This window comes from Primorskyibacter sp. S187A (assembly GCF_049800955.1).
In the GTDB taxonomy this organism is placed as follows: domain Bacteria; phylum Pseudomonadota; class Alphaproteobacteria; order Rhodobacterales; family Rhodobacteraceae; genus JAKVBH01.
In genome coordinates this window covers 2,000,175-2,015,969 of the sequence record NZ_JBNAGA010000001.1, presented here as the reverse complement: position 1 = coordinate 2,015,969, position 15,795 = coordinate 2,000,175, and the positions used below count along the sequence as shown (strand labels likewise).

Here is a 15,795-nt window from a genome sequence, read left to right as displayed (position 1 = left end):
CCACCTTAGGGGGAGAACCACGTGAAGATCGGAACACCTAAAGAAACGTATGAGGCGGAAGCCCGCGTCGCGATGACGCCGGAGTCCGCCACAGCGTTGCAGAAACTGGGCCATGAGTGCTTGATTGAGGCTGGCGCGGGGGCCGCTGCAGGCTTCTCGGATGCGCAATATGCCGAGGCTGGCGTAGAGGTTGTCAAAACCGCTGCTGCCCTCTGGAAAGCCGCTGATATTGTCGCGAAGGTCCGGGTGCCGGATGATGCGGAGATGAAGCGCCTGCGCGACGGCCAGACGCTGATCTCCTTCTTCTCGCCTGTTGCGGATGAGGCCAAGATGCAGGCCGCCGCCAAGAAGGGCGCCACCGTCATCGCGATGGAGATGATCCCGCGTATTTCGCGTGCCCAGAAGATGGATGCGTTGAGCTCCATGGCCAATATCGCGGGCTACCGCGCGGTCATTGAGGCGGGCAACAATTTCGGACGGTTCTTCACAGGTCAGATCACCGCCGCCGGCAAAGTGCCGCCTGCGAAGGTTTTGGTTGTGGGCGCGGGCGTTGCGGGTCTCGCAGCCATTGGCACATCGACCTCGCTGGGCGCTGTAACCTACGCGTTCGACGTGCGGCCCGAAGTGGCCGAACAGGTCGAATCCATGGGCGCGGAATTCGTCTATCTCGATTTCGAGGAAGAGCAGCAGGACGGCGCGGCCACCGGCGGCTATGCCTCGGTCTCCTCTCCCGAATTCGCCGCAGCACAGCTCGCCAAGTTCCGCGAGTTGGCGCCTGATATCGACATCGTCATCACCACGGCTCTGATCCCCAACCGCGAGGCGCCGGAGCTTTGGACCGAGGACATGGTCAAATCCATGAAGCCGGGCTCCGTCATCGTCGATCTCGCGGCTGAGAAGGGCGGCAATTGCAAGCTGACCGTGAAGGACGAGAAGATCGTCACAGACAACGGCGTAACCATCATCGGCTACACCGATTTCCCAAGCCGGATGGCGGCCCAGAGCTCCTCGCTCTACGCGACCAACATCCGCCACCTGATGACGGATCTGACGCCTGAGAAGGACGGTGTGGTCAATCACAACATGGAAGACGATGTCATTCGTGGCGCGACCATTACCCATGAGAAGGACGTCACCTTCCCGCCGCCCCCGCCGAAAGTGGCGGCCATTGCGGCGCAGAAGAAGCCAGAAGTCAAAGAGCTGACCCCCGAAGAGAAGCGCGCCGCAGAAGTGGCTGCTTTCAAGGCGGAAACCAAGACCCAGGTGACATTGCTCGGTGTGGGCGGCGCGCTGGTGCTTGGCGTGGGGCTCATCCCCGGCATGCCCGCGAGCTTCATGCAGCACTTTATCGTCTTCGTGCTTTCCGTCTTCATCGGCTTCCAGGTGATCTGGAACGTGGCGCATTCGCTGCACACGCCGCTCATGGCTGTGACCAATGCGATCTCGTCGATCATCATTCTGGGCGCGTTGATCCAGATTGGCTCCTCAAGTTTGCTGATCACGCTACTGGCCGCGCTCGGTATTTTCATGGCTGCCGTGAACATCTTCGGTGGCTTCCTCGTGACACGGCGCATGCTCGCCATGTTCCAGAAATCGTAAAGGAACGGGGCAAATGGAAAACGCATTCACCATTGCGGCCTATGTGGTCGCTGCCATCCTCTTCATCCTGTCGCTGGGGGGCCTCTCCGGGCAGGAAAGCGCCAAACGCGCCGTGTGGTATGGCATTGTTGGCATGGCCATTGCGGTTGTTGCCACGCTTGTGGGCCCGGGCTCCGGTCTGGGCATTGTCTCGATTGTTCTGATCGCGCTTGGCGCGGCGGTGGGCTACCAGCTCGCCACCAAGGTCGAGATGACGCAGATGCCCGAGCTTGTGGCTATCATGCACTCGCTCGTGGGTCTGGCCGCGGTCTTTGTGGGCTTCAACGCTGACATCATGATCAACTACGTGGGCGGCATCTATGAGGCGCAGGGGCTTGTCCTTGGCGCTGTGGGCGAGGATGGCGTCAAGGCCATTGGCCTGCCCAAGGAGGCCTATGACAGCCTGTCGGCCTTCGGTCAGCTGATTGCCAAGAAATCCGGTGTTGAGATCGGGATCCTGCGGGTCGAGCTTGTGCTGGGCATCTGGATCGGTGCCGTGACCTTCACAGGCTCGGTCATTGCCTATGGCAAGCTGGCCGGCAAGGTGGACTCCGCTGCCACCAAACTGCCCGGTGGTCACCTTCTGAACATCGCGGCGGCCGTGGGCTCCGTGGTCCTGGCGGCGATGTATCTGGGCGGCGCAGGCTCCTGGACGCTGGTGCTGCTGACGCTCCTGGCGCTCTTTATCGGTTATCACCTCATTATGGGTATCGGCGGGGCGGACATGCCTGTCGTGGTCTCGATGCTCAACTCCTACTCCGGTTGGGCCGCGGCCGCGATTGGCTTCTCGCTCGGCAATGATCTCCTGATCGTGGTCGGCGCGCTTGTGGGCTCGTCGGGTGCGATCCTGTCCTACATCATGTGCAAGGCGATGAACCGCTCGTTCATCTCGGTCATTCTTGGTGGCTTTGGTGGTCCTGCAGGTGAGCAGATGGCGGTCGAAGGCGAGCAGATCGCCATCGAGGCCGATGGTGTGGCGCAAGCCCTTGATGAAGCCGACAGCGTCGTCATCATTCCGGGCTACGGTATGGCCGTGGCGCAAGCCCAGCAAAACGTGGCCGAGCTGACGCGCCGCCTGCGCGCCAAGGGCAAGACTGTGCGCTTCGCGATCCACCCCGTTGCGGGTCGTCTGCCCGGGCACATGAACGTGCTCCTGGCTGAGGCGAAAGTGCCTTACGACATCGTGCTGGAGATGGATGAGATCAACGATGATTTCCCCGAGACAGATGTCTCCATCGTCATCGGCTCCAACGACATCGTGAACCCTGCCGCGCAGGACGATCCCAACTCCCCCATCGCCGGTATGCCGGTTCTGGAATGCTGGAAGTCCAAGCAGGTGTTTGTCTCCAAACGGGGGCAGGGCACAGGCTATTCCGGCATCGAGAACCCGCTCTTCTTCAAGGAGAACACGCGGATGTTCTACGGCGATGCGAAGGCCTCGCTCGACAAGCTGCTGACGATGATCGACTAACGATCACTCAAGCACAACAAACACAGGTCGGGCGGGGATTTCCCCGCCCTTCTTTTTGCCTTACGCCCGGCGCGCGTCCCGCCTAGCGAGGAATCTGATCCCCCAGAACATCACCAGGAGCCCGAAGCTCAGAACGATGATTGATCCCGCCGGATGCGCCGCCGTGGCGAGCCCCAGAACGCGCTGCATGAGCAGTTCGGTCATAACTTGACCCGCCAACCCATAAAGCGCTCCGCCAACAATCAGCGCCGCCACCAGCAACCGCACCTTGCGCTCGGGCAAGTTGGACCGGCCCATGAGCACATCCCGGGCCGTGCGAAAGGCGGAGGGGCGCAAAGCTCGTGGCAGGGAAAGCGTCGCCGAAAACAGAAAATACGGCACAATGGCGACCGCCAATGCCACACCGCCGCTGATAGCCACTGCAAAAGGCAAATGGGCCAAAGCGCACAGCGCGCCGATCCCAAAACAGACGGCGACAAAACGAAGATCTTCCACGGATGTCATGGCCGGACTCCTCATTGCACAGATGAGGTCAATTTGAGCAAACCGCGCTCGACGCGACAGGGGAATAACGCGGCGACGGCATCAGTTGGGGGCAAAATCACCTCTCAGCGATCGCGCGTCAATCAGTAGCGCAGGTGCGCTCTGTCCTGATCTATGCGACGTCCATTGCGACCTTGTCGCGCAAACGCAATCCTGTTGGGTCAAAGGGCGGCTCCGCCAGACGGGTCGCGTTTACGTGCCCGCCCAGAATGGCCACATGCACCGTTTCACCCGGAGCTACACTGCCCGCTTTGACATAGGCGATTGCGAGGGATTGCGCGGTGCCGGGGCCAAAGCCGCCTGATGTGACCTGACCCACGGGCGTGCCATCGGGCAGAAAGAGTGGCTCGCCGCCAAGCGCGTCGGCTTTCTCTGCCTCAACCGCAAAGATTGCCATCTCCTCACGCGGAGCGTTTTCCGCAAGCGCGAGATAGGCGTCTTTGTTGAGGAAGTCTTTGTCCAGCTTGATGAGCCCTGCAAGCCCGCTCTCTTGCGGCCACCATTCGGGGCTGTATTCGCGGCCCCAGGAGCCATAGCCCTTCTCCAGCCGCAGATTCATCAGCGCCCGTGCGCCAACTGGCCCGGCGCCAAACTCCTTGCCTGCTTCCAGCAGTGCGCCGTAAAGCGCCACCTGATCGGCGGCGGCGCAGTGCAGCTCCCAGCCCAGATCGCCCGTGAAGGAGACCCGAAGCGCCAGGCACTCGATCCCCGCGACACTCATCCGCGCCGAGCGCATGAAAGGCATGGCGTCGTTCGAGAGGTCGTGATTGGTGAGCCGCGCTAGGAGCGCACGGGACTGTGGCCCGGCCACGTTGAAGCCGCAGAGCGCCTCGGTCTGGCTCTCGAACGTGGTGCCCTCGGGCAGGGGGATCGCCTTGAAGAAGCGCAGGTGAAACCGCTCTGCCGCCCCGGAGCCGATAATCCAGAACTCCTCCTCGCCCGTGCGCGTGACCGTGAAATCTCCGGCAATGCCGCCACGTTTGCCAATCAACGGCGTCAGGCAGGAGCGGCCTACGTCTTTGGGCATACGGTTGGCAAAAAGCGCATTGAGCCAGACTTCCGCCCCGGGCCCGGCCACGCGATACTTGGCGAAGTTGGAGATATCGATGATGCCCGCCTTGGCGCGGAGCATCTCGCCCTCAGAGCGCACCACATCCCACCAGGGCTGGCGCGTATAGCCTGCGCTATCGTCGACGTCGCCAAAATAGGCTGGATGCTCCCAGCCGTAGTTGAGGCCAAATCGCGCGCCCATCTCGCGCTGCATCTCATAGGCGGGACGTGTGCGCACTGGCCGTCCAGCCGTACGTTCCTCGCCGGGGAAGTGGATGGCAAAACGGTGCGCGTATTGATCGCCGACGCGCGCCTTGGTGAAGTCTTTCCCGGCCCAAGCCCCGTAGCGCGCGAGATCCCATCCGAAGAGGTCGAGCGTGGGCTCACCCTCGACGATCCATTCCGCCGCCAAACGCCCCAGACCGCCCGATTGCGAGAATCCCGGGATAATCCCGTTGCAACAAAAATAGCCTGTGAGTTCAGGCACAGGGCCAAACAGCGCCGAGCTATCGGGCGACCAGATCATCGGGCCATTGATCACGCGTTTGATCCCGGCCTCGCCTACGGCAGGCACCCGGTCAATGGCACGCATCATGTTGTCCTCAATGCGCTCCAGATCATCGGCAAAGAGCTCGTGGCCAAAGCCCTGGGGCGTGCCATCTTCCGCCCAGAAGCGCACATCGCGCTCATAGGCGCCCACAAGGAGGCCTTTTCCTTCCTGGCGCAGATAATACTCGCCATCGCGGTCCGCGACAGAAGGGAGTCGGCGGTCCATGGCGTCAATCTCGCCGATCGTTTCGGTGACGAAATACTGGTGCTCGGTGGGCAAGAGCGGCAGCTCGATGCCGGCCATCTGCCCCACTTCGCGCCCCCAGAGACCGGCCGCATTGATGACCCATGGTGTCCGGATATCGCCCTTCTCGGTGCGCACGATCCAACTGCCGTCAGGTTGCGCTTCCGTGCCGATGACGGGGCAGAAACGGATAATCTCCGCGCCGTTTTGACGGGCGCCCATGGCATAGGCGTTGGTGACGCCCGAGGGATCCACATTGCCGCCGTCCGGCTCATACATGATGCAGCGGATGCCGTCGTAATTGACCAGCGGATGCAAACGCTCCGCCTCATCGCGGCTGACCTCATGGAAATTCATGCCATAGCGGCGCGCCTTGGCCTCTTGCAGGCGCAGCTGATGCTCGCGCGCCTCGGTCTGGGCCAGATAGAGCGAACCCGGTTGAAAGACACCGCAGCTCTGGCCGGTCTCTTCTTCGAGCTCCTTGTAGAGCGTCATGGTATAATGCTGCAGGCGGGAGATATTCGTCACATCATGCAGCCCGTGAATGTTGGCTGCGGCATGCCAGGTGGAGCCGGAGGTCAACTCGTCGCGCTCCAGCAACACGACATCGGACCAGCCGAGCTTGGTCAAATGGTAGAAGATCGAACAGCCGATCACACCGCCGCCAATAACAACTGCCTGAGCCTCTTTGCGCATGATTTGCCTCCCTGTTTGCGCAAACCTGCACGGGGCGCAAAACCCTGTGCCGACCATTCCCGACATAAACGGACCTCGCGGGCGACGTCTCGCGCCCGGGGCGTGAGAATTTACTCTGATGCGGGCATCCCGGGTCGATCTGGCTCTGTCTTGAAGTCCCTCCGCAAGACGCATCAAATTGCGCTCAAACAAAGGAGGTCTCGGCACGGGCTGGCCCCGATTATTCCCCATTGTCGTGATGTGGATGCGGGGCTTGAACAACACTGGATGAGATGATGCGTCTAGCCCTTTGCCTTGCTTTGGCTTTTTCCGCACTCTGGGTGCAGCCCAAGCTCAGTGCCGCGCAGGTGACGGATCGGTTGGAGACGCGCGGCGCGCTGTTGGGATGGGAGGCTGTGGGTCGGATTGACATGGAGAGCGGCTTTTGCACAGGCGCTCTCATTGCGCGCGATCTGGTTCTGACAGCGGCGCATTGTGTCATGCCGCAGGGCGGTCTGCGTGACCCGGGCCGCGAGCGTATTGTCTTTCGGGCGGGGCACGCCAATGGCGTGGATCTGGCCACGCGCGACGTCGTGAAGATTGTTGTAGATCCAACCTATCGCCCGACCGGGACAGGCAAGATCACGGGCGACATGATCCGCCATGACATCGCCCTGCTGCAACTGGACAGCCCGATCCACGATGTGGGCATTGACCCCTACGCCATCCTCGATGGTCTGTCCCGCCAGGACGAGGTCATCCTCGCGTCATATGGGCAGGGTCGGACGGAAAGCCTCACCCTCGAGCGAGGCTGTTTGCTGGAGGCGCGCTATTCGGGGGGGATCGTGCAATTCGACTGCGATGCCACATTCGGCTCGTCAGGTGCGCCTGTCTTCAAGCGGGACAATGGCCGTTTGCGCATTTTCTCGATCATCTCGGGAGGGGGTGAAGATGAGACCGGTCGCAAACGTGTCTTCGGGATGAACCTGCCACAGAAAGTTGCCCAGCTGAAAATTCGTATGCGCAACTCGCCCCATCCCAGCCGATCAAACACGGGCTTCAAGCGCATTGGCGCGGGCGAGCGCAATACGGACGCCAGCAGCCGGCGCTTCATTCGCGCGCCGGGCGGTTAGGTCGAGGGTGTCTCGCTGGGGGCTGCACCGGGCATGCCGCGTTTGTGGGCCAGATTGGTGAGCCAATCGGGGTCCATCTCGGGCACCGATGACAACAACAACTCCGTGTAATCGGGGTGCGGCGGTTGCAGGACACTCGTCTTGACGCCTTGCTCCACGACCTTGCCCTGGTTCATCACGACGATCTCATCCGAGATGGCTTCGACAACAGCGATGTCGTGGGTGATGAAGAAGTAGCTGAGGTTCTTTTCGGCCTGCAGCTTGAGCAAGAGCTTCAGGATGCCTTCTTGCACGATCTGATCGAGCGCCGAGGTAACTTCATCACAGATGATGACCTCCGGGTCCGCCGCCAGCGCGCGTGCGATGCAGATCCGTTGCTTCTGTCCGCCCGAAAGCTCGGAAGGCAGACGGTCGATGAACTCTTCCGAGAGCTCGATATCTTCGAGCAGCTGGATCACACGTTTCTCGCGCTCCGCGCCGCTGACGCCCTGGTAGAACTCCAGGGGTCGCCCGATGATCTCGCCCACGGTCTGGCGCGGGTTCATGGCGGTGTCGGCCATCTGGTAGATCATCTGGATGCGGCGGAGCTGGTCCTTGCTGCGTTCCTTGAGCTGGGCGGGCAGGGTCTCGCCGTTAAACGTCACGGAACCTGCGGAGGGCGGCAGCAGGCCGGTCATGACCCGTGCGGTGGTCGATTTGCCGGAGCCGGATTCGCCCACGATCGCCACGGTTTTGCCGCGGGGCAGGGCGATATTGACGTCAAAGAGCACAGGCACCTTGCCATAGGCCGCGCTGACCTGATCGACACTGAGCACGATGTCCTCGGAGCTCTCAGGCTCTTTGTAGAGCGCGCGCACGGACCAAAGCGACTTGGTGTAATCCTCCTGCGGATTGGTGAGCATCTCGCGGGTCTCTGCTTCCTCGACCTCTTCACCATAGCGCAGCACTTTGATCCGGTCAGCCATCTGGGCCACGACGGCAAGGTCATGGGTGATGTAGATGGCGGCGGCGTTGTGCTCGCGCACGGCCTTGCGCATCGCCAGCAGCACCTCGACTTGGGTTGTCACGTCAAGCGCCGTTGTGGGTTCGTCAAAGACGATGAGCTTGGGGCGCGAGGACATGGCCATGGCTGTCATGACGCGCTGCAACTGACCACCAGAGACCTGATGCGGAAAGCGCTCGCCGATGCTCTCTGGGTTGGGCAGCATCAAGCTGTCATAGAGCGCGACGGCGTCTTTCTCGGCTTCCGCGCGGCCCGAGATCCCGTCACGTACGGTCGCGCCAATTGTCTGATCCATAAGCCTGTGCGCCGGGTTGAAGGAGGCGGCGGCGGATTGCGCCACATAGGTGAGCTGCGTGCCCCAGAGCTTGCGCTTGTCGGTCTCGGAGGCTTGCACAAGATCCACCCCGTCAAACACCGCAGAGCCTGCAGTGATCCGGCAGCCCGCGCGCACAAAGCCCATGGCCGCAAGCCCCAGCGTGGATTTGCCCGCGCCGGATTCGCCGATCAGGCCCAAAACCTCGCCGCGCCGCAATTGCAGATCGACCCCCTTGATGATCGGGTTCCACTTCTCATCGGCAAAGCCTTCGATCTTGAGGCCTTTGACGTCCAGAAGGATATCGTTTTGATCAATGCTCATCGCTTCAGTGCTCGTCTCTTAGGCCAGAAGATTTGTGCAGGAACCAGTCGACCACGAAGTTCACGCCCACGGTGATGATCGCAATCGCCGCTGCCGGGATCAGGGGAGTGATGCCTGCCTTCAGATCGAACTGCGCAAACTGGATAAGTGCTGCATTCTCGCGCACCATGGAGCCCCAATCGGCCGTCGGCGGCTGGATGCCCACACCGAGGAACGACAGGGCAGCGATTGTGAGGAAGACGAAACAGAAGCGCAGGCCAAACTCGGCCACCAGCGGCGGCATGATATTGGGCAGGATCTCGCGCCGCATGATCCAGCCCAGCTTTTCGCCCCGGAGCCGCGCGGCCTCCACGTAATCCATGACCACAACATTGATCGCCACGGCCCGGGTCAGGCGAAAGACGCGGGTGCTGTCCAGCAGGGCGATGATGATGATGAGCGAAAGCGCATTGGACCCGAAGATCGACAGAAGCATCAGCGCGAAAATCAGCGATGGGATCGCCATGAGCACATCGACAAAGCGCGACAGCGCCTGATCCACCCAATTGCGCGTAATCGCCGCCACAAGGCCCAGACCGCCGCCAATGACAAAGGCCAGCAGCGTTGTGATCAGCGCGATCCCCATCGTGTTGCGCGCGCCGTAGATGAGGCGGGAGAAGACATCGCGCCCGATCTGGTCGGTGCCCAACAGGTGATCGGAGGACCAGGGCGCGTAAGCGGCAAAGGAGCTGTCAGCTTCGCCATAAGGGGCAATCAGCGGCGCGAAGAGCGCCACGAAGACATAGACGAAAATAATGATCATCCCAAGCCAGGCCGAGAACGGCGCTTTCTTGAGCTCGATCCAGGCGCGTTGGGACCATGTCCGGCGGGTGCGGACGGCACCCACCTCGGCGGCGGCGGAATATGTATTGGGTTCGCTCATCTTGGGTGCAAAAGCCTCGGGTTGGTCACGATGCCGATCACATCAGCGATGAGGTTGAGGATGATGTAGGTGCCCGCGAAAAAGAGCGCGCAGGCCTGCACGACCGGAATATCGCGGCTGGAGACCGCATCGACCATCAGCTGGCCCACACCGGGATAGACGAAGACCACCTCGACCACGACGACCCCCACCACGAGATAGGCAAGGTTGAAGGCAATCACGGTGGCAATCGGCGCCCATGCATTGGGCAGGGCATGGCGCAGGATGACCCGGCGCGGGCTTTCGCCCTTAAGCCGCGCCATCTCGATGTAAGGCGAGGCCAGGAGGTTGATGATCGCGGCCCGCGTCATGCGCATCATATGGGCCACGATGACCAGCGTGAGCGTCATGGCTGGCAGCATCGACGTGTAAACCCTGTCCCAAAAGCCCATGCCCGGTTGGACTGTCGCCAGCGAGGGAAAGACGGGGTAGAGCGTGCCAAATACGAGGATCAGGATGTAGGCCACGAAAAATTCCGGGAAGGAGATCGTCGTCAACGTCGCCGCTGACGCTGTCTTGTCATAAAACGAATTGCGCCAGAGTGCGGCGGTAATGCCCAGAAAAAGCGCCAGAGGCACGGCAATGACAGCAGTCAGCGTCGCGAGAAACAGCGTGTTTTCCAGGCGCGGCATCACCAGATCGACCACGGGGCGGGACCGGTCCACGCCCGAGGCCGCACGGCCCGAGAATGAGGTGCCCAGATCGCCCTGCAGCACACCCGCGACCCACTGGAAATACCGCGTGATGGGTGGTTGATCGAGGCCCAGTTCACGCCGGAAGGCCGCAACGGTCTCCTCGGTGGCCGCCTGGCCCAGAACAGCTTCGCCAAAATCGCCGGGCAACATGTTGACCGCTGAAAAGATGATGACGGAGACGACGAAGAGCGTGAGCAGTCCAAGACCGACGCGCTTGAAAATGGTTGCAAGAACCGGATGCAATGCTTCCCCCTGTCAGGCGCGTGCGTCACGCCCTTTGTCGTTTTCTGCCCTTACCCTTCCAAGAATTCCTTCAAATGCAAAGCTTTTTTTTCACAGCGAATTCGTGATGTCGCAAACATTGCATTTTCCGGGCGGGTAGTGAAAACTCTGCGCATAACTAGCCAAGGGAGGCATCCGTCAGATGACTGACAGATACAAAGCGTATCTCGATACGCAAACAATGAAATACACTTCAGGCCAGATCGGCCGACGCACGTTCATCCGCTCTGTTGTGGGAGCCGGTGTTGCAGTGCCGGCGGCTCTGTCCATGGCCAGCCAGGTTGAAGCGATGACGCCCAAGATGGGCGGCGATCTGAAGATTGGTCGCGGCCATGGCTCGACGACAGACAGCATGGATCCGTCCACCTACGAAAATTCCTTCACAACAGCCATGGGCTATCTATGGGGCAACCATCTTGTGGAAGTTGGGCCCGACATGAAGCTGCGCGGCGAACTGGCGGAGAGCTGGGAGCCCCGCAACGGTGGTTCCACCTGGGTCTTTAATCTGCGCCCGGATGTAACCTTCACCAACGGCAAGACAGTGGCCCCCGAAGACGTGATCGCCACGTTCAACTACCACCGGGGCGATGATTCCAAATCGGCTGCGAAAGGCTTGCTGACGCCGGTCACCGATATCAAGGCGGAAGGCAATTCGGTCGTCTTCGATCTGACGGCTCCGAATGCGGACTTCCCCTATATCGTTTCGGATTACCACCTGATCATTATGCCCTCCAAGGACGGCATGGTCGATCCGACATCGGGCATCGGGACAGGCGGCTACGTCATCGAGACTTTTGAGCCCGGCGTGCGGGTTCTGGCCTCCAAGAACCCGAATTACTTCAAGTCCGATGCGGCCTTTGTGGACAGCGTCGAGATGCTCTCGATCGTCGATCTGACCGCGCGTCAGAACGCGCTTTTGTCCGGTCAGGTGCATGTGGCGGACCGTCTTGATCCCAAGACCGTCGCGCTGCTGGCCCGCGCGCCCAACATCAACGTGAAGGAAAGCACGGGCTTTTTGCACTACACCTTCCCGATGCGCGTCAATACGGCTCCGTTTGACAATTACGATCTGCGCATGGCGCTCAAGTGGTCGGTCAACAAGCAGGAAATGCTCGACAAGATCCTCCTCGGTCACGGCACCATTGGCAACGATCACCCGATCTCGCCTTCTGTTCCCTTCTGGGCCGATCTGCCACAGCGTGATTTCGATCCCGACAAGGCGGCCGAGCATTACAAGAAGTCCGGCCATTCCGGCCCGATCCAGCTGTCGGCCTCCGACGCGGCCTTCGCGGGTGCGGTGGATGCGGCTCAGCTCATTCAGGCCTCCGCAGCGCAAGCCGGCATCGAGATCGAAGTGGTCCGTGAGCCGTCCGATGGCTACTGGTCCAACGTCTGGAACAAGAAGGGCTGGTGCGCGTGCTATTGGGGCGGCCGTCCGACGCAAGACTGGATGTATTCCTCGGCCTATGTCGATTCCACCGAGTGGAACGATACAGCTTGGCGCGACACGGAAAGCGCTGTGCGCTTCAATGAGGTCGTCAAAACGGCACGTGCCGAGCTTGACGAGAGCAAGCGCGCCGAGATGTACAAGGAAGCGCAAATGCTCATCCATGATGATGGCGGCGTGATCCTCCCGATGTTTGCCAATTACATCGAAGGCCTGTCCAACAAAGTGGCCCATGGCGAAGCGACCGCTTCGAACTGGGGCATGGATGGTGAGAAAGCGCCGGAGCGCTGGTGGCTCACCTGATCGTCAGGTTTCTTAAAGTGGAAAAGGCGCCGCAAATGTGGCGCCTTTTTCTTTTATATCAGAGGCTTTCAGCCGCCGGTTAAAGCGCTTGTAATCTCGATGGGTTGTCCTTGCGCGAGGGATATATTGGCCGCTTCCGCCAGAGCCAGCGCATTGACACCGTCCTGAATGCCCGCTGGCACCGGCGCGCCCTCCACGCAGGCATCCACGAAGGCCGCCCATTCGATTCCATAGGCGCGCATGTAGCGTTCGAGGAAGAAATGCATGGGCTTGGCAGAGGTCACACCCCTGGCATTGGCCTCTACAACCGTGTTTTCGAGCACGTTTTCCGCCTGCAGCATGCCCTCAGACCCCAGAAGCTCAACCCGTTGATCATAACCAAAGGCTGCGCGGCGCGAGTTGCGGATCGTGGCCAGACGTCCATCAGAATAGCTCAGAGTAACGACAGCGGTGTCGATGTCGCCCGCCGCGCCAATCTGCGCGTCTACCAGACAAGATCCATGGGCCATGACGCTCTGGGGCATGCCGAAGAGGAAGGCTGCCATGTCGAAATCGTGGATCATCATGTCCCGGTAGAGACCGCCAGAGACCTTGATGTAATCTACGGGCGGTGGGGCGGGGTCGAACGAGGTGATGGCAAGCAACTCACCCTTGCCGATCGCGCCTGCCTCAAAGCGCGCCTTGAGGGCTGCGAAGTTGGGATCGAAGCGGCGGTTGAATCCCATCATGATTGGTTTGTCATGGGAGCCCGCGCGGGCGAGGACACCGTGGGCGCGTTCAAGGGACAGATCAATGGGCTTTTCGCAAAAGATGGCCTTGCCTGCGGCGACACCCGCTTCGATCAGGTCCGAATGGGTATTCGTGGAGGAGGCAATCAGGATAGCATCAATGGCGGGATCACCGAGGATCTCGTCAGGCGAACGGGCGGCAATGTCATACTCCTGCGCCAGTGCCTCTGCCGCCTCTGACACCACATCGGTGACGGCCACGAGCGTGGAGCGGGGATCGGTCTTGATGGATGCCGCATGGACCTTGCCGATGCGCCCTGCACCGAAGAGAGCAACTTTCATGGTGATTTCCTCGTGTTTCGCCTTGGTCGCGACATGAGCGCAATTTGCAACCGGTTGCAAGCGCCCTGTCACCTGCGCCTAGATCAGATCGCGGGGGATTGCGTCCGTCAGGGTTTTTTCGAAGAAGACATCGTCGCCGATATACGCCGTCAGAGTTGCCTTGAAATGGAAATGCGTGGCGTCGCACCAGAAATTCGAACTGGTCTGGGTCCGCACGTCCCAATCGTCGCGTCTAAGCTCCTGCTCCCATGTGATCTCCGCTTGGGCAGAGAGGGGGTCTTCGCCGATGGTCCATGTCTCGACACTGCCTGACCCGGATGCGAGGCCATGGGCCAGATCACGGTTCAGGCCGTTGTCCATGGTAAAGCGCAAGGTTTGCGTGCCGGTGCGCATGTCGACATGTTGATCGCGCGCGTAGCTTGCTGCGCGCAAAACCTCATGGTCCCAAGGGGGCGATGTTTCCGGTGGCTCGAAGCGCCATTCCGCATCCGTCGCCGTAGGGCGCACGGGCAGCGAAAGCGCGCCGCCTGTGATCGTGAGACCTTTGGCATGGGCAGGGGGCCAGAGGGTTGGCCAATATTGCGTCGAGACAGCAAGCCGCAGCCGATGGCCCGCAGGCAAGCGATAAGCGATCTGATCAAGCGTCAGGGTCACATCGATGGGCGCGCCGGGCGTGAGCGCCTCGGGCGATGCATGGCTCTCATGGTGGCAAAGGTTGAGATAGCCCCATGTAATCATGGCGGAGGTACCATCGGGGAAGACATCTGTGAGCCGCACCGCGACAAGGCCGGTCTCGCCCTCTGGCGTCAGGCGTAACCTGACGTTGGGCGCGCCCACGATGTCGCACTCTTCTTGTGCCACATCGGCGTCGAAACAAGCCGAGAAGGCATCGTCTTGGCGCTGATCAACGGGCAATTCGGCGTCAAAGGCAAAGGGAAAGAACTCTCCCGCCGCCGCGCCGCAATGGGCGGGGCTGTTGACATAGATCTCAAAAGGCCGAGGCGCCGTCGGGAGCTCAGCGTTCAAGCTCCCGTCCTGCGTCAGGACAAAGGATTGCGATTTGATCTCGGTCTGCGTCCAGTCCGGCTCAGCGATCCACTGCCCGGGACGTGCGTCAAACCAGGGTTTGGGCCGCAAGGAGTACATCAGCCAGAGCCGCATATCCGGGTCATCCTCGACGCCGGTCTCGATCCCTTTGAGCCAGCGATCCCACCAGCGCTTGGCTTCCTGTAGAAAGCCGATGCGCGGCTCAGGCCCGGCATAGAAGGGGTATTTGTGGTTCCACGGGCCCACGATCCCTTTGGTCCCGGGCACGTTCTCCACCAGATGGGCAATTGTGTTGCGATAGCCATCAGCCCAGCCGCCAACGCTCAGGACCTTGGCCTTGAGACGGCTGTAATCCTCGCAGACCGACCCATGCTCCCAGTACGCATCGCGGTGTTGGTGGCGCAGCCACGTGGAGAGCAAAAACGGTTGCGCCTCCAGCCGCGCGCGCCACATCTCGCGCCATTGATCGCCGACAAGCGCCGGATCAGGCGGCCGGGAGGAATAGGACCACATCTGACTGGCCCAGCCGAAATTCTCGCCCAACAGGCATCCGCCCTTGTAGTGGATGTCATCGGCATAGCGATCCACGGTGGAGCAAATGGTGATGATGGCCTCCAGCCCCTCGGGTTGCAAAGCGGCGACCTGCAAGGCGTTGAACCCGCCCCAGCTGATGCCCTGCATCCCAACCTTGCCCGTGCACCAGGGTTGCGCGCGCGCCCAGGCAATCACATCGCAGGCATCCTGCAATTCTTGCGCGGTGTATTCATCCTCCATGAGCCCGCCGCTCTCGCCATTGCCGCGCATATCGACACGCAGGCAGGCATAGCCGTGACCCGCGTACCACGGATGCATCATCTCATCGCGGGCAATCGTCCCGTCGCGTTTGCGGTAGGGGAGAAACTCAAGGATCAGCGGGACGGGCTCCTGGCTCTCAGGTCGCCACAGGCGGGCGGAGAGGTCCGTCCCATCGGGCAGGGTGATGCGCTGATCTTCGGTGACAGCGATCTTGAAGGGAAAGTCGGTGCGAATATTCATCTGCCAAGCATG

At 61.1% G+C, this 15,795-nt stretch carries 11 protein-coding genes; 4 read left to right on the top strand and 7 right to left on the bottom strand.

The genetic code is table 11. From position 1 onward, the window contains the following. Positions 1–21: 21 nt before the first annotated feature. Complete coding sequence (locus tag ACP15S_RS10035; RefSeq protein WP_425039433.1) at positions 22–1,599, top strand: Re/Si-specific NAD(P)(+) transhydrogenase subunit alpha; 1,578 nt, start codon at positions 22–24, stop codon at positions 1,597–1,599. Positions 1,600–1,612: 13 nt separating this feature from the next. Further along, positions 1,613–3,109, top strand: coding sequence for an NAD(P)(+) transhydrogenase (Re/Si-specific) subunit beta (locus ACP15S_RS10030; protein WP_425039432.1), 1,497 nt, complete (start codon positions 1,613–1,615; stop codon positions 3,107–3,109). A gap of 60 nt (positions 3,110–3,169) precedes the next feature. Here the strand turns inward: ACP15S_RS10030 and ACP15S_RS10025 are convergent, their stop codons facing one another. Then, on the bottom strand, positions 3,170–3,613 hold the full coding sequence (locus tag ACP15S_RS10025) for a hypothetical protein (RefSeq protein ID WP_425039431.1): 444 nt from the start codon (positions 3,611–3,613) through the stop codon (positions 3,170–3,172). Between the two features lie 151 nt (positions 3,614–3,764). After that, positions 3,765–6,191 carry a GcvT family protein gene (locus ACP15S_RS10020; protein WP_425039430.1) on the bottom strand — a complete coding sequence of 809 codons (2,427 nt, stop codon included), beginning with the start codon at positions 6,189–6,191 and terminating at the stop codon, positions 3,765–3,767. 272 nt (positions 6,192–6,463) lie between these two features. Here ACP15S_RS10020 and ACP15S_RS10015 point away from each other — a divergent pair, with 272 nt between their 5' ends. Further along, positions 6,464–7,303, top strand: a complete 840-nt coding sequence (locus ACP15S_RS10015) for a trypsin-like serine peptidase (RefSeq protein WP_425039429.1) — start codon at positions 6,464–6,466, stop codon at positions 7,301–7,303. Here ACP15S_RS10015 and ACP15S_RS10010 read toward each other — a convergent pair. From ACP15S_RS10010 to ACP15S_RS10000, 3 genes are read right to left on the bottom strand one after another with little or no spacing between them, the layout of a single operon-like run. Continuing rightward, the gene (locus ACP15S_RS10010) at positions 7,300–8,943 is read right to left on the bottom strand and encodes an ABC transporter ATP-binding protein (RefSeq protein ID WP_425039428.1); all 1,644 of its coding nucleotides are present in this window, start codon (positions 8,941–8,943) and stop codon (positions 7,300–7,302) included. The two genes, ACP15S_RS10015 and ACP15S_RS10010, sit on opposite strands and share 4 nt — an antisense overlap. A 4-nt stretch (positions 8,944–8,947) precedes the next feature. Then, positions 8,948–9,865 carry an ABC transporter permease gene (locus ACP15S_RS10005; RefSeq protein ID WP_425039427.1) on the bottom strand — a complete coding sequence of 306 codons (918 nt, stop codon included), beginning with the start codon at positions 9,863–9,865 and terminating at the stop codon, positions 8,948–8,950. Next, a complete protein-coding gene (locus ACP15S_RS10000) occupies positions 9,862–10,842 on the bottom strand; it encodes an ABC transporter permease (protein WP_425039426.1) in 981 nt (326 codons plus the stop codon). The genes ACP15S_RS10005 and ACP15S_RS10000 overlap by 4 nt, the downstream gene beginning before the upstream one ends. A gap of 181 nt (positions 10,843–11,023) precedes the next feature. Here ACP15S_RS10000 and ACP15S_RS09995 point away from each other — a divergent pair, with 181 nt between their 5' ends. Further along, entirely contained in the window at positions 11,024–12,631 is a 1,608-nt protein-coding gene (locus tag ACP15S_RS09995; protein WP_425039425.1) for an ABC transporter substrate-binding protein, read from the top strand. Between the two features lie 68 nt (positions 12,632–12,699). On the opposite strand, the gene iolG is transcribed toward ACP15S_RS09995, so the two are convergent. Both iolG and ACP15S_RS09985 read right to left on the bottom strand, forming a co-directional pair. Then, on the bottom strand, positions 12,700–13,701 hold the full coding sequence (gene iolG, locus ACP15S_RS09990; RefSeq protein WP_425039424.1) for an inositol 2-dehydrogenase: 1,002 nt from the start codon (positions 13,699–13,701) through the stop codon (positions 12,700–12,702). A 78-nt stretch (positions 13,702–13,779) separates the two neighbouring features. After that, positions 13,780–15,783 (bottom strand): CocE/NonD family hydrolase, encoded by a 2,004-nt coding sequence (locus ACP15S_RS09985; RefSeq protein WP_425039423.1) that lies wholly within the window; start codon positions 15,781–15,783, stop codon positions 13,780–13,782. Between the last annotated feature and the right edge of the window lie 12 nt (positions 15,784–15,795).

What these genes read in the sequence shown, in the direction of transcription:
- iolG (WP_425039424.1), bottom strand. Translation starts at nt 13,701, where the DNA reads ATGAAAGTTGCTCTCTTCGGTGCAGGGCGCATCGGCAAGGTCCATGCG.
- ACP15S_RS10030 (WP_425039432.1), top strand. Translation starts at nt 1,613, where the DNA reads ATGGAAAACGCATTCACCATTGCGGCCTATGTGGTCGCTGCCATCCTC.
- ACP15S_RS09985 (WP_425039423.1), bottom strand. Translation starts at nt 15,783, where the DNA reads ATGAATATTCGCACCGACTTTCCCTTCAAGATCGCTGTCACCGAAGAT.
- ACP15S_RS10025 (WP_425039431.1), bottom strand. Translation starts at nt 3,613, where the DNA reads ATGACATCCGTGGAAGATCTTCGTTTTGTCGCCGTCTGTTTTGGGATC.
- ACP15S_RS10015 (WP_425039429.1), top strand. Translation starts at nt 6,464, where the DNA reads ATGATGCGTCTAGCCCTTTGCCTTGCTTTGGCTTTTTCCGCACTCTGG.
- ACP15S_RS09995 (WP_425039425.1), top strand. Translation starts at nt 11,024, where the DNA reads ATGACTGACAGATACAAAGCGTATCTCGATACGCAAACAATGAAATAC.
- ACP15S_RS10005 (WP_425039427.1), bottom strand. Translation starts at nt 9,865, where the DNA reads ATGAGCGAACCCAATACATATTCCGCCGCCGCCGAGGTGGGTGCCGTC.
- ACP15S_RS10020 (WP_425039430.1), bottom strand. Translation starts at nt 6,191, where the DNA reads ATGCGCAAAGAGGCTCAGGCAGTTGTTATTGGCGGCGGTGTGATCGGC.
- ACP15S_RS10010 (WP_425039428.1), bottom strand. Translation starts at nt 8,943, where the DNA reads ATGAGCATTGATCAAAACGATATCCTTCTGGACGTCAAAGGCCTCAAG.